Raw genomic sequence first — 12,533 nt, forward strand, 5'->3', positions numbered from 1 at the left:
GCAGTTCCCCGCATGTGCGGGGAAATGCCGGCGCCTTTGTCGTGCGAGCGCGCGCGGGATGGGACCGACTCTTGACACCATTTTAAAATCTAATACGATTTAAAAAACGGCAGATCGGAGAAGCTGATGAGCGGTGCCATCCCCACGGATCGCAACCTGTACGACGAGGACCACGAGGCATTCCGGGAGACCGCCCGTGCGTTCGTCGAGAAGCACGCGGCCCCCAACGCGGAACGCTGGGCGAAGGAGGGCAAGGTCGACCGCTGGCTCTTCATCGAAGCCGCGAAGGCGGGGGTGCTCGGCTTCAACATCCCCGAGGAGTACGGCGGGGGAGGCACCCGCGACTTCCGCTTCAACGCGATCTTCGGCGAGGAGCTCGCCCGGCACCCGGTCTCCGACGGCCTCGCCGGTGTCGGGCTCTCCAACGACATCGTGATCCCCTACTTCACCGACCTGACCAACGACGAGCAGAAGCAGCGCTGGCTCCCCGGCATCGCGTCCGGCGACTTGATCGTGGCGGTCGCGATGACCGAGCCCGGCACCGGGTCGGACCTGGCCGGCATCCGCACCAGCGCGGTCCGGGACGGCGACGACTACGTCGTCAACGGGTCCAAGGTCTTCATCTCCAACGGGCAGAACGCCGACCTGGTCGTCACCGCGGTGCGTACGGGCGAGGACAAGCACAAGGGCATCAGCCTCCTGGTGATCGAGGCCGACATGCCCGGCTTCAAGCGCGGCCGCAACCTGGAGAAGGTCGGCCTGCACGCGCAGGACACCAGCGAGCTCTTCTTCGAGGACGTACGCGTCCCGGCCGCCAACCTGCTCGGCGAGGACGGCAGCGGGTTCCTCGGCCTGATGAAGAACCTGCCCCAGGAGCGGATCTCGATCGCCGCCAACGCGGTCGCCGCCTCCGAGGGCGTGCTCGAGCGCACCCTGACGTACGTCAAGGAGCGCCAGGCCTTCGGCAAGCCGATCGGCTCGTTCCAGAACACCCGGTTCGAGCTGGCCGACATGGTCACCGCCGTCCGGGTCAGCCGCTCCTACATCGACGACCTCCTCGCCCGGCACTCCCGCGGCGAGCTGAGCGCCGTCGACGCCGCCGCCGCGAAGTTCTGGACCACCGAGCAGTACGTCCAGGTCGTCGGCCGCTGCGTCCAGCTGCACGGCGGCTACGGCTACATGCTCGAGTACCGGATCGCGCAGGACTACCTCGACTCCCGCATCACCACCATCTACGGCGGCACGACCGAGATCATGAAAGAGATCGTCGGCCGCGACCTCGGTCTCTGAGACCGTCCTCCACTCATCGAAAGGGGCATCCGTGTCCGACGCCTTCATCTACGACGCCGTCCGTACGCCACGTGGCAAGAACCGCGGCGGCGCCCTGCACGGCACCAAGCCGGTCGACCTGGTGGTCGGCCTGATCGATGCGATCCGGGAGCGCAACCCCGGCCTCGACCCGAGCGTGGTCGACGACATCGTCCTCGGTGTCGTCTCCCCGGTCGGGGAGCAGGGCGGCGACATCGCCCGCACCGCCGCCATGGTCGCGGGTCTGCCCGAGACCGTGGCCGGCGTACAGATCAACCGGTTCTGCGCCTCCGGCCTGGAGGCGGTCAACCTGGCCGCCCAGAAGGTCGCCTCCGGGTTCGAGACCCTCGTCCTGGCCGGCGGCGTCGAGTCGATGTCGCGGGTGCCGATCGGCTCCGACGGCGGAGCGTACGCCCAGGACCCGACCACCTCCTACGACGCCTACTTCGTGCCCCAGGGCATCGGCGCCGACCTGATCGCGACGATCGAGGGCTTCTCCCGCGAGGACGTCGACGCCTACGCCGCGCGCTCCCAGGAGCGCGCCGAGACCGCCTGGGCCGAGGGCCGGTTCGCGAAGTCGGTCGTGCCGGTCAAGGACGTCAACGGCGTCACCCTCCTCGACACCGACGAGCACCGCCGTCCCGGCACGACGGTCGACTCGCTCGGCGCCCTGAAGGCATCCTTCGCGGCCGCCGGCGAGCAGGCCGGCTACGACGCGGTGGCGCTGCAGAAGTACCACTGGATCGAGAAGATCGACCACGTCCACCACGCCGGCAACAGCTCCGGCATCGTCGACGGCGCCGCGCTGGTCCTGATCGGGACCAAGGAGGTGGGGGAGCGGCTCGGGCTCACCCCGCGGGCTCGGATCGTGTCCACCGCCGTCACCGGCTCCGACCCGACCATCATGCTCACCGGCCCGACCCCGGCGACCGAGAAGGCCCTCGCCAAGGCGAACCTCACCGTCGACGACATCGACCTGTTCGAGCTCAACGAGGCCTTCGCCGCCGTGGTCATGAAGTGGCAGAGCGACCTGAAGATCCCCGACGAGAAGGTCAACGTCAACGGTGGCGCGATCGCGCTGGGCCACCCGCTGGGCGCGACCGGCGCCATGATCCTCGGCACCGTGCTCGACGAGCTCGAGCGCACCGGCGGCCACCGCGGCCTGGCCACGCTGTGCGTCGGAGCCGGCATGGGCATCGCCACCATCATCGAGCGCGTCTGACGACGCCTGCCGAGCCTGACGAGAAAGAGAGACACACCCCCATGACCAAGTCCGGGATCCGCTATGAGCGCGGCACCGACGGCATCGTCACCCTGACCCTCGACGACCCCGAGTCGTCGGTCAACACCATGAACGACGCGTTCATGATCGGCCTCGAGGAGGTCGTCACCCGCCTGGAGGCCGAGCACGACGACGTCACCGGCGTGCTGCTGACCAGCGCCAAGAAGTCCTTCTTCGCCGGCGGCGACCTCAACCGGCTCCGCGCCGGCGACGCCTCGCGCGCAGCCGAGGAGACCGCCTACATCGACCGGATGAAGGACTGGATGCGCCGCCTGGAGACCAACGGCCGCCCGGTCGTCGCCCTGCTGGGCGGCACCGCGCTGGGCGGCGGGCTCGAGGTCGCCCTGTGCGCCCACCACCGCATCGCCCTCGACGACCGCTCCAGCCGCTTCGGTGTCCCGGAGGTGAGCCTCGGGCTGCTGCCCGGAGGCGGCGGCATCTCCCGCATGGTCCGGATGTTCGGCCTGGCCAAGGCCCTGCAGGAGGTGATCCTGCCCGCGACCAGGTTCAACGTTCACCAGGCCCTCGAGGTCGGCATCGTCGACGAGGTCGTCGCCGACGCCGCCGAGATGGAGACCCGGGCGCGGCAGTGGATCACCGACAACCCGGCGCCGGTCAAGCCGTGGGACGTCAAGGGCTTCCGCCTCCCCGGAGGGGACGTACGCAGCCCCGGCGTCTCCGGCATGCTCCCGGCCCTGCCCGCGCTGCTGCGCAAGCAGCTCAAGGGGGCGCCGATGCCCGCGCCGCGCGCCGCCCTTGCCGCGGCGGTGGAGGGTGCGTACGTCGACTTCGACACCTCCTCGAAGATCGAGACCCGCTACCTGGTCAGCCTGACCAACGGCCAGGTCGCCAAGAACATGATCAAGGCGTTCTTCTTCGACCAGCAGCACATCACCGACGGGGCCAGCCGCCCGGAGGGCTACGAGCGCTTCCAGGCGACCAAGGTCGGGGTCATCGGAGCCGGGATGATGGGCGCCGCGATCGCCTACGTGTGCGCCAAGGTGGGCATCGACGTGGTGCTCAAGGACGTCAGCGCCGAGGCGGCCGAGAAGGGCAAGGACTACGCGCGCGCCCTGGAGGCCAAGGCGCTCGCCAAGGGACGTACGACCCAGGAGAAGTCGGACGCCCTGCTCGCCCGGATCATCGCCACCGGTGACCCCGCCGACTTCGAGGGTGTCGACTTCGTCGTCGAGGCTGTCTTCGAGTCCGTCGAGGTCAAGCAGGGGGTCTTCCAGGAGATCCAGGAGGTCGTCGAGCCCGATGCGGTGCTCGGCTCCAACACCTCCACGCTGCCGATCACCGTGATCGCCGAAGGGGTCAAGCGCTCCGAGGACTTCATCGGCATCCACTTCTTCTCGCCCGTCGACAAGATGCCGCTGGTCGAGATCGTCCGCGGCGAGCAGACCTCGGATGCGACCCTGGCCAAGGTGTTCGACTTCGTCCTGCAGATCCGCAAGACCCCGATCGTGGTCAACGACTCCCGCGGCTTCTTCACCTCCCGGGTGATCGGCCGGTTCATCGACGAGGCGGTCGCCGCGGTCGGTGAAGGTGTCGAGCCGGTCAGCGTCGAGCAGGCCGCGCTCCAGGCCGGCTACCCGGCCGGGGCGCTGCAGCTTCTCGATGAGCTCACCCTGACCCTGCCTCGCAAGATCCGGCTGGAGACCCGCGCGGCCACCGAGGCCGAGGGCGGTGTCTGGATCGAGCACCCGGCTGAGGCGGTCTCGGACTGGATGGTCTCCCAGGGCCGGACCGGTCGCAAGGACGGCCTCGGTTGGTACGACTACGCCGAGGGCAGGCGCGCCGGCATCTGGCCGGGCGTACGCGAGCACTACGGCTCCGGCCGGACCCAGCTGCCGCTGAAGGACCTGCAGGAGCGGATGCTCTTCGCCGAGACGCTCGACACCATCGCCTGCCTCGACGCGGGCGTGCTGACCAGCGTCGCCGACGCCAACGTCGGCTCGATCCTCGGCATCGGCTTCCCGGCCTGGACCGGAGGCGTGCTGCAGTACGCCAACCAGTACGACGGTGGCCTGCCCGGCTTCGTCGCCCGCTGCCACGAGCTGGCGGCGGCCTACGGCGAGCGGTTCCTGCCGCCCGCCTCGCTGGTCGAACGGGCCGAGCGGGGTGAGCTCTATGAGTGAGTCGCGGCTCAGCACCCGGTTCACCGAGCTGGTCGGCATCGACCACCCGGTGGTGCAGGGCGGGATGATGTGGGTCGGCCGCGCCGAGCTGGCCGCGGCCGTCTCCGAGGCCGGCGGGCTGGGCATCATCACCGCGCTGACCCAGCCCACGCCGGCCGATCTGGCCCTGGAGATCGAGCGGACCCGGAAGCTCACCGAGAAGCCGTTCGGGGTCAACCTGACCATCCTGCCCTCGATCAACCCGCCGCCGTACGACGAGTACCGGCGCGCGATCGTCGACTCCGGTGTCACGATCGTCGAGACCGCGGGATCCAGCCCCGAGCCGCACATGGAGTTCTTCGCCGAGCACGGGGTGACCGTGATCCACAAGTGCACCAGCGTCCGGCACGCGGTGAAGGCGCAGAAGGTCGGCGTCGCGGCGGTCTCGATCGACGGCTTCGAGTGCGCCGGCCACCCGGGCGAGGACGACGTACCCGGCCTGGTGCTGGTGCCGGCGGCCGCCGACGCGCTGACCATCCCGTTCATCGCATCGGGTGGGTTCGCCGACGGCCGCGGCTTGGCCGCGGCCCTGGTGCTCGGCGCCGACGGCGTCAACATGGGCACCCGGTTCCTGTGCTCGCAGGAGTCGCCGGTCGCCGAGTCGGTCAAGGAGCAGATCGTCGCCAACAGCGAGCTCGACACCAACCTGATCTTCCGGCCGCTGCGCAACACCGCGCGAGTCGCGAAGAACGCGGTCAGCGACGAGGTCGTACGCATCCTCGAGGAGGGCGGGACGTTCCCCGACGTGCAGTCCCTCGTCGCGGGCGCTCGCGGGCGCCTGGTCTTCGAGGAGGGCGACCTGGAGGCCGGCATCTGGTCGACGGGCCTGTGTCAGGGCCTCATCCACGACGTCCCGCCCGCGGGCGAGATCGTCACCCGGATCGTGGCCGAGGCTCAGGACGTGCTGACCCGGGCGGTCGGGCGTTTCGGCTGACCCGGTGGTCAGGGGGAGGTGACCGTCCGTCGCACCATGTCCTGGGCGACGGCGATCACCTCCTCGAGACTGCGGGTCTCGGGCCGCCACCACTCCACGACCCAGTTCATCGCACCGAGCAGGAGCATCCGGAACGTCGTGATGTCGAGGTCGTCCCGGATCGCGCCCTCCTTCCTCGCTTCGTCGAAGAGGTCGCGCCAGATGTGGCTGTAGAGCGACTCCTCGGCCGCCGGCCGGTCCCGCAGCGCCTCGGGTACGTGCCGGGCGTTGCGGATCGAGGCGGTCGCGTAGTCGGAGATCTCCAGCTCGTAGCGGAGGTGGGCGTCGACCGCGGTCATGATCCGGTCGAGAGGAGCGGTGCCGTCGGGGAGCGCCGCGACGGCCTCCTCGACGTGGACGCGTACGTCGTGGGCGCCCGCCCACATGACCTCCTCGACCAGCTCGTCGCGGGAGGCGAAGTAGTAGTAGATCGCCGGCGCCTGGACCCCGGCGACCTCCGCGACCTCGCCCAGGCGCATACCGGCGTATCCTCTCTGCGAGAGCACGGTCGCCGCCGCGTCCAGGATGCGTTTGCGGGTCTTCTCGGACTTCGATGCCACGGATGAATTCTAATACAGATTCAGTTTTGCGGCACCCGTGCCGCCCCGTCGATGATCGCCTGTCGGATCCGCGGATAGGTGCCACAGCGGCAGATGTTGCGGATCGTATCCAGGTCGGCGTCGGTGACGGTGCGTCCCTCCGCCGAGACGCGTCGCACCAGGTCGACCGCGGCCATGATCTGGCCGGGCTGACAGTAGCCGCACTGGGAGACGTCGTGCTCGAGCCACGCCTGCTGCATCGGGTGCAGGCCGTCCGGACCCTCGCCGACGCTCGCGGGAAGCCCTTCGATCGTGGTGACGTCGTCGTCCGGCCCCAGGTCGGCGACCGGGACGGCGCACGGGTTGAACGCACGACCGTTGAGGTGCGAGGTGCAGGCCTTGCAGACGTTGATCCCGCAGCCGTACTTCGGCCCGGTGATGCCGAGCAGGTCGCGGAGCACCCAGAGCAGGCGTACGTCGTCCTCGGCCTCGACACTGATCTGCTCGCCGTTGACCCGGAAGGTGTGGGTGGGCACGTGGCTCCCTTTCTGGTGGGGCTTTCAACGGAGGAAGGTCAGGCCGTCGGTCGGCGAGGCCGGGACCGGCGGGACGCTCGGCTTGGGCTCGAAGGAGAGCGTGCCGTGGTTGATGGGGAAGTCGGTCGGCATGGTCCCGGTCGCCCGGCCGTACGCGCAGGCGACCGCGGCCATCGAGGCGGCCACGCCGAGCTCCCCGGCGCCACCGGGCTCGCCCGAGCCGGGCACGATGATGACGCGTACGTCGGGCGGGGTGTTCCACTGCCGGGTGTAGAAGTAGTTGTCCCAGCTCGCCTCCAGGAAGTGTCCGTCGCGCAGGTGCAGGCTGGAGGTGAGCGTCTGGGCGATGCCGTCCATGAGGCAGCCCATCATCTGCGCCTCCAGACCGCGCGGGTTGACCACGGTGCCGACGTCGACGGCCAGGACCGCCTTGGTGACCCGGGGTCCCGTGACGGCGTCGCGGACCTGCCTGCCCACGGTCTCCTGGCGCGTGTCGATCTCGACGAGGACCGCGCTGGTGGAGTGGTACTCGCCGTGGAAGGCGATGCCCTGGGCGACCCCGTCGGGAAGTCTCCGGCCCCACTCGCCGGCCTCGGCGACCCGGTCGAGCACCGCGCGGTCGCGGGCGTTGTGCAGGTGGTCGCGGCGGAAGCGGTAGGGGTCCTTGCCGGTCTTCGCGGCCAGCCGGTCGACTATCAGCTCGCGCGCGCAGGTCACGTCCGGGGAGTAGACATTGCGCATCGAGCCGGTGTTGAAGCTCTTGTCGGTCTCCCTGAGCACCCGCGTGGCCGGCCCGAAGTTGTAGGGCATGGCCTGGGAGAGCTGGAAGAAGACCTGGGAGAAGGCCTTGTCGCCGACCGGGATCTGGGCGGCCAGCGCCGTGATGATCTCGCCGAGACCGTGGCCGAGGTCGGTCGAGACGCTGGTGTGCGACTGCTGGTAGCCGAGCACCGTGCCACCCAGGTACGCCGCCCGCACCCGTGACCTCGCCATCGGGTGCGCGCGGCCCTGACGGGAGTCGTCGGCCCGGTGCCACATCAGCTTCACCGGCTTGCCGATCTTCCGGGAGATCTCGGCCGCCTCCAGAGCGGCGTCGAAGAAGAGCCGGCGGCCGAACGAGCCGCCGCCCTGGGTGACGTGCACCCTGACCGCCGGGATCGGCAGCCCGAGCCGGGCCGCGATGGTCTCCTGGGCGACGATCGGCGACTTCAACGACGACCAGATCTCGGCCCTGTCGGGGCGTACGTCGGCGATGGCGCAGTTGGTGTCCAGGGCACTGTTGCTGCGGAACCGGAACGTGAAGGTCGCCTCCACCGACGGTGTCAGCGGCGGGAGGCCCAGCGGCGCCTCGGCGCGGCGCAGCTCCTCGAGCACGTCCTCGTCGTCCTTGCCCTCGGCGGTTCCGGGGCCCCAGGTCACCCTCAGCGCCCGCACCGCGTCGATGCACTGGCCGAACGTGCGCGCCCGCACGGCCACCCCGGTCGAGATCGTGACCACGTCGGTGACACCCGGCATGGCGCGTACGTCCGCGACGTTGGCCACCGAGCGGACCGTGCCGTTGATGGTCGGTGGCCGGCAGACCATCGTCGGCAGCGCGTCGGGAACCTGGAGATCCATCGTGAACTGCTTGCGTCCCGTGACCGCGGCGCGGGCGTCGACCCGGGTGCGCGGAGTGCCGATCACGGTGAAGTCCGCGTCCGGTTTCAGGGTCACGCTCACCTGCTCGGTGCGTACGCTCGCGGCCCGGGCCGCCAGGTCGCCGATCGGGATCTGCCGGCTCCCGCCCACGACCAGGCCGTCGCTGATGGTCAGCGCCTCGACACGGGACCCGAGCTCGGCCGCGGCGGACGCCAGCAGCCGGGCGCGGGCGATCCCGGCAGCGACCCGGATCGGGGTGTAGGTGGCGATGGTGGTGTTCGACGCGCCGGTGAGCTGGTTGAAGAGCAGCTCGGGACGGGCGTCGGCCAGGCTCACGTGGACCCGGTCGAGCGGCACGCCGAGCTCCTCGGCGATCAGCATCGCCGAGGACGTGGTGATCCCCTGACCCACCTCGGCGCGGGGGAGCGCGAAGCGCACCTCGCCGTCGGCGCCGACCTCGACGGTGATCAGGCTCGCCGTCGGGATCGCGGCCACCGTCATCAAGTCGTTGAGGTCGAGGATCTCGGTCGGCTCGGGCCACGGGATCCCGTCGGCCGCCGGTGCCGCCGGTCCGGCCGCCCTGGCCGGCTCTGCCGAGGTGAGCTCGGCGGCCGCGACCAGGGTCGGGCCGGCGAGCACGTAGCCGAGGAACGTACGCCTGCGCAGCGGTTCCACGTCAGAAGGTGCGGTTGCCGTCGGGGATGGTGATCGCGGTGCCCTGTCCCTTGGTCAGGTAGAACATCAGGTACTGCCGGGCGACCTCGTCGATCGTCCAGGCCAGTGCCGGCGCCAGCGGCAGGCTGACCGCGCCCTGGCGGATCTTGATGAACCACGGCCAGGCGGCCCGGATCGTCGACTCCCAGAACGGACGTGGCGTGATGCCGTCCCAGTCGGCGATCTGGTCACCGACGAGATATCTGGCCAGCCCGTCGACCGCGGGTCGTGAGAACGATCCCGGGCTGGTCTGCTCGGCGAGCTGGCCGAGCAGGACGTCAGTCAGGATCACTCCCTCCGAGGTCGGCCCCAGGATCGGGTCGAGCAGCTGGTCGGACTGCTGGTTCGCGGCGGCCCAGGTGGCGGGGACGTACTCGGCGGGCACGCCGAGCATGTAGGCGTTGACCTGCCAGTTGTGGAGGTAGCCCGCTTTCTCCGCGGAGGTCATGTCCAGGTCCCACTCGACGAGCTTGCGCATCGTCCAGGTCGCCAGGCTGTGCCAGGTGATCAGGATGTCGCCGATCGAGATCGGGATCTGCTGGCCGCCGCTCGTCTCGACCCAGTGCGGCGACTCGGGCAGCAGGTTGCGTACGGCGGCGTGCACCATCCGCGTCTTGACCGCCTGCGCCTGTGCCTTGCCGTCGGGTTCGTAGGCGTTGGGGTCGCCGACCGCGAAGCCGAGCATGCTGGTCTTGGCGACCCGGTCCTCCATGTCCGCGCCGCCCTTGGAGTAGTAGACCGCCCTGGCCTCGCGGGGGATCGCGGTCGAGAGCATCCCGCCGCCGGGCCCGTTGCAGAGGTTGAGGAGCAGCCCGTTCTTGGTGTTGAACGACGCCGCGGCGCGCAGCTTGCCCATGTCCGCCCACTCGGGCAGACGCAGCGCCCGTGCCATCCAGTCGCGTACGTCCCCGGGCAGCCCGTCCGGGAGCGGCTGGTCGTTGCGGTTCCAGTCGAGGATGGCGGCGTTGATCGCGGGCACGTCGCCGCGCCTGAGGACCTGGCCCATGAGGTAGTCGATCTCGTCGTCCCACAGCCACTGCGGGTCGATGCCGGTGCCGCTCCCGGCCACGGACAGGGCGGGGTCCCAGGTCCACGGGACGGCGGCCCGGGCGGCGGCCATCGGGCCGCCCAGGGAGGCGACGGCGCCGGCCGCGATGCTGGAGGCGACCAGGAACTTACGTCGGCTGAGCTCGTGCATGATGCTCCTTTGGCTCGAGGAGGGTCGGTCAGCTGGGGTAGCCGGGGTTGTTGCCGGTGGGTATCTCGATGCTGATCTGCTCCCCGCGGGCGAGGAACAGCAGCACGGCCTTGCGGATGAACTCGTCGAACATCCAGTAGGTCGGTGGCGCGAGCGAGAGGGGCTGGCCGGACTCGCGGAAGGCGACGAACACGGGCCAGCCGACCTTGATCGTCGTGTCGAGGGCAGGATGTCGGGGGAGCTCGAGCCACTCGGCGACCTGGTCGCCGAGCATGAACCGGCTCATCGACTCCAGGGCGGGCCGGGTGAAGAGCGTCCCGTCGATCTCGGCGCCGAAGTCGAGCAGGATGTCGGCGAGCGCAACGCCCTCGTCGGTGTGGGCCAGCAGCGGCACCAGCACCTGCTCGCGCTGGCTGAGCGCGTCGCCCCACGTCGCCGGGATGTACTCGTCGCGGACACCGAGCATGTGAGCGGTCACCTGCCACACGTGCAGGTAGCCCTCGCTGAGGTCGGCGGGCCGCTCGACGTCCCACTCGTCGAGCTTCTGCCACACCGAGGAGGCGAGACTGTGCCAGGTCACCATGATGTCGCGCTGGCTGATCGGGATCTCCTCGTCGGCGGCTGCCACCCAGTGCGGCGACTGGGGGAGGAGGTGGCGTACGGCGGCGTGGATCAGGCGCGTCTTCACGCAGGTCACGATCATCTCGCCGGAGGGGCCGAACGCGCCGTTCACGCCGATGTCGTAGCCGAGCTTGGCGGTCTTCTTGATCCGGTCGCGCATGTCGCTGCCGCCGTAGGAGTAGTAGACCGCCCGGGCTTCGCGGGGGATCGCGGTCGACATCATGCCGCTGTTCATCCCGTAGAGGACGCCCAGGTAGAGGCCCCAGCGCTGGGTGAACTCGAAGGCGTCGGCGAGCTTGGCCTCGTTCGCCCATGACGGCAGCTGACGCGCCTGTTCGATGAAGGCGTACAGGTCGCTGGGCAGCGCGGTCGGGGTCGGCTGGTCGTTGCGCGTCCAGCCGCGCAGGGCGTCGTTGACGGCGTCCACGTCGCCGTGCTGGATCAGGTCGGCCACCACCTGGTCGGCCTCCGGGTCCCACACCGTCGACGGGTCGGCACCCGCGCCGGAGCGGGCGATCGAGGCCGAGGCCGGCCACGTCCACAGCGGGGTCGTCAGTGCTGCTGCGCCCACCGCTCCGCCCGCGATCAAGAGCTTTCGTCTGCTGAGGTCTGCCACTGCCACCACTCCTCATCATCGAGTCATCGAAGTGATCCGCGTCACTTCGGCCCTGATAGCGTAGAGCCACTATCGGCAATCTGCCAGTAGTAATTGGCAGATTGCCGATAAAGTGTGTCCTGTGCCTGCGTGAGCCGGTCGGGTGAGGAAGGATGGGGGACATGGCAACTCCGCGAGTACGCATGCAGGCCGATCGCCGGCGCGACCTGATCGTCGCGGCGGCGGCGCACGTCTTCGCCGAGCGGCGCTACGACGACGTCTCGACGACCGAGCTCGCTCGGGCCTGTGGGGTCAGCCGTGGCCTGCTGAGCCACTACTTCCCGACCAAGCGCGATCTCTATCTGGCCGTCATCGGCCGGCTCGTCGACGTGCCTCGCCTCCCCATGCCGGCCTACGTCGAGGGTGCGACCGTCGAGGACCGCATCGGCCGCAGCGTGGCCGAGTGGGTGGACATGGTCGTGGCTCGCAAGGACGCCTGGCTGGCGGTCTCCGGTTTCCTCGGCGAGTCCCGCGACGAGGAGATCTCGGTGATCCTGGAGGACTACATCGAGCGCATGGTCGACCAGATCTGCGAGCTCGCCGGGCTGCACGCGGTCCGGTCGCACCCTGCCGTACGCACGGCTCTGCACGGCTACTCCGCCTTCGCGACCACCGTCACCCGGCGCTGGCTGCTCGGCGCGCCCACTCCGCGCGAGCATCTGGAGCGGCTCCTCGGCGACACGCTGATCAGTCTCGTCCGCGTCACCGTCCCGGCGTTGACCGAGGAATCGGCCCCGGCCTGACCCCCGCCGAGTCGGCTCGTCCTGACCGGGATTCGCGTCGAGTCGGCTCGTCCTGACCCAGATTCGCGTCGAGTCGGCTCGTCCTGACCGGGATTCGCGTCGAGTCGGCTCGTCCTGACCGAGATTCGCGCCGAGTCGGCTCGTCC

General features: G+C 69.9%; 10 protein-coding genes. 5 read left to right on the forward strand and 5 right to left on the reverse strand.

Annotated elements, in window-relative coordinates:
- The first annotated feature begins 126 nt into the window (after positions 1 to 126).
- From ACFV9G_RS28455 to ACFV9G_RS28470, 4 genes are read left to right on the forward strand one after another with little or no spacing between them, the layout of a single operon-like run.
- Positions 127 to 1,290 carry an acyl-CoA dehydrogenase family protein gene (locus ACFV9G_RS28455; protein WP_378732576.1) on the forward strand — a complete coding sequence of 388 codons (1,164 nt, stop codon included), beginning with the start codon at positions 127 to 129 and terminating at the stop codon, positions 1,288 to 1,290.
- A 31-nt stretch (positions 1,291 to 1,321) separates the two neighbouring features.
- Positions 1,322 to 2,530, forward strand: a complete 1,209-nt coding sequence (locus ACFV9G_RS28460) for an acetyl-CoA C-acetyltransferase (RefSeq protein WP_378732578.1) — start codon at positions 1,322 to 1,324, stop codon at positions 2,528 to 2,530.
- A gap of 41 nt (positions 2,531 to 2,571) precedes the next feature.
- Positions 2,572 to 4,731 (forward strand): 3-hydroxyacyl-CoA dehydrogenase NAD-binding domain-containing protein, encoded by a 2,160-nt coding sequence (locus ACFV9G_RS28465; RefSeq protein WP_378732580.1) that lies wholly within the window; start codon positions 2,572 to 2,574, stop codon positions 4,729 to 4,731.
- A complete protein-coding gene (locus ACFV9G_RS28470) occupies positions 4,724 to 5,704 on the forward strand; it encodes an NAD(P)H-dependent flavin oxidoreductase (protein WP_378732582.1) in 981 nt (326 codons plus the stop codon). The genes ACFV9G_RS28465 and ACFV9G_RS28470 overlap by 8 nt, the downstream gene beginning before the upstream one ends.
- 8 nt (positions 5,705 to 5,712) lie before the next feature.
- Here ACFV9G_RS28470 and ACFV9G_RS28475 read toward each other — a convergent pair whose 3' ends face one another.
- Genes ACFV9G_RS28475 through ACFV9G_RS28495 form a run of 5 tightly spaced genes read right to left on the reverse strand, consistent with a single transcriptional unit; the run spans position 5,713 to position 11,605 of the window.
- The gene (locus ACFV9G_RS28475; protein WP_378732584.1) at positions 5,713 to 6,303 is read right to left on the reverse strand and encodes a TetR/AcrR family transcriptional regulator; all 591 of its coding nucleotides are present in this window, start codon (positions 6,301 to 6,303) and stop codon (positions 5,713 to 5,715) included.
- Between the two features lie 20 nt (positions 6,304 to 6,323).
- A complete protein-coding gene (locus ACFV9G_RS28480) occupies positions 6,324 to 6,818 on the reverse strand; it encodes a (2Fe-2S)-binding protein (protein WP_378732586.1) in 495 nt (164 codons plus the stop codon).
- A 24-nt stretch (positions 6,819 to 6,842) separates the two neighbouring features.
- Positions 6,843 to 9,131 (reverse strand): molybdopterin cofactor-binding domain-containing protein, encoded by a 2,289-nt coding sequence (locus tag ACFV9G_RS28485; RefSeq protein ID WP_378732588.1) that lies wholly within the window; start codon positions 9,129 to 9,131, stop codon positions 6,843 to 6,845.
- 1 nt (position 9,132) lies between these two features.
- A complete protein-coding gene (locus tag ACFV9G_RS28490; RefSeq protein WP_378732590.1) occupies positions 9,133 to 10,368 on the reverse strand; it encodes an oxygenase MpaB family protein in 1,236 nt (411 codons plus the stop codon).
- 28 nt (positions 10,369 to 10,396) lie between these two features.
- The gene (locus ACFV9G_RS28495; RefSeq protein WP_378732592.1) at positions 10,397 to 11,605 is read right to left on the reverse strand and encodes an oxygenase MpaB family protein; all 1,209 of its coding nucleotides are present in this window, start codon (positions 11,603 to 11,605) and stop codon (positions 10,397 to 10,399) included.
- A gap of 161 nt (positions 11,606 to 11,766) precedes the next feature.
- Between ACFV9G_RS28495 and ACFV9G_RS28500 the strand changes: the two genes are divergently transcribed.
- Entirely contained in the window at positions 11,767 to 12,387 is a 621-nt protein-coding gene (locus tag ACFV9G_RS28500; protein ID WP_378732594.1) for a TetR/AcrR family transcriptional regulator, read from the forward strand.
- Positions 12,388 to 12,533 lie beyond the last annotated feature (146 nt).

The organism is Nocardioides sp. NPDC059952, from assembly GCF_042730435.1.
Lineage (GTDB): Bacteria > Actinomycetota > Actinomycetes > Propionibacteriales > Nocardioidaceae > Nocardioides.

Coding starts and splice junctions, on each gene's coding strand:
- ACFV9G_RS28490 (WP_378732590.1), bottom strand. CDS start 10,368: ATGCACGAGCTCAGCCGACGTAAGTTCCTGGTCGCCTCCAGCATCGCG.
- ACFV9G_RS28470 (WP_378732582.1), top strand. CDS start 4,724: ATGAGTGAGTCGCGGCTCAGCACCCGGTTCACCGAGCTGGTCGGCATC.
- ACFV9G_RS28455 (WP_378732576.1), top strand. CDS start 127: ATGAGCGGTGCCATCCCCACGGATCGCAACCTGTACGACGAGGACCAC.
- ACFV9G_RS28500 (WP_378732594.1), top strand. CDS start 11,767: ATGGCAACTCCGCGAGTACGCATGCAGGCCGATCGCCGGCGCGACCTG.
- ACFV9G_RS28465 (WP_378732580.1), top strand. CDS start 2,572: ATGACCAAGTCCGGGATCCGCTATGAGCGCGGCACCGACGGCATCGTC.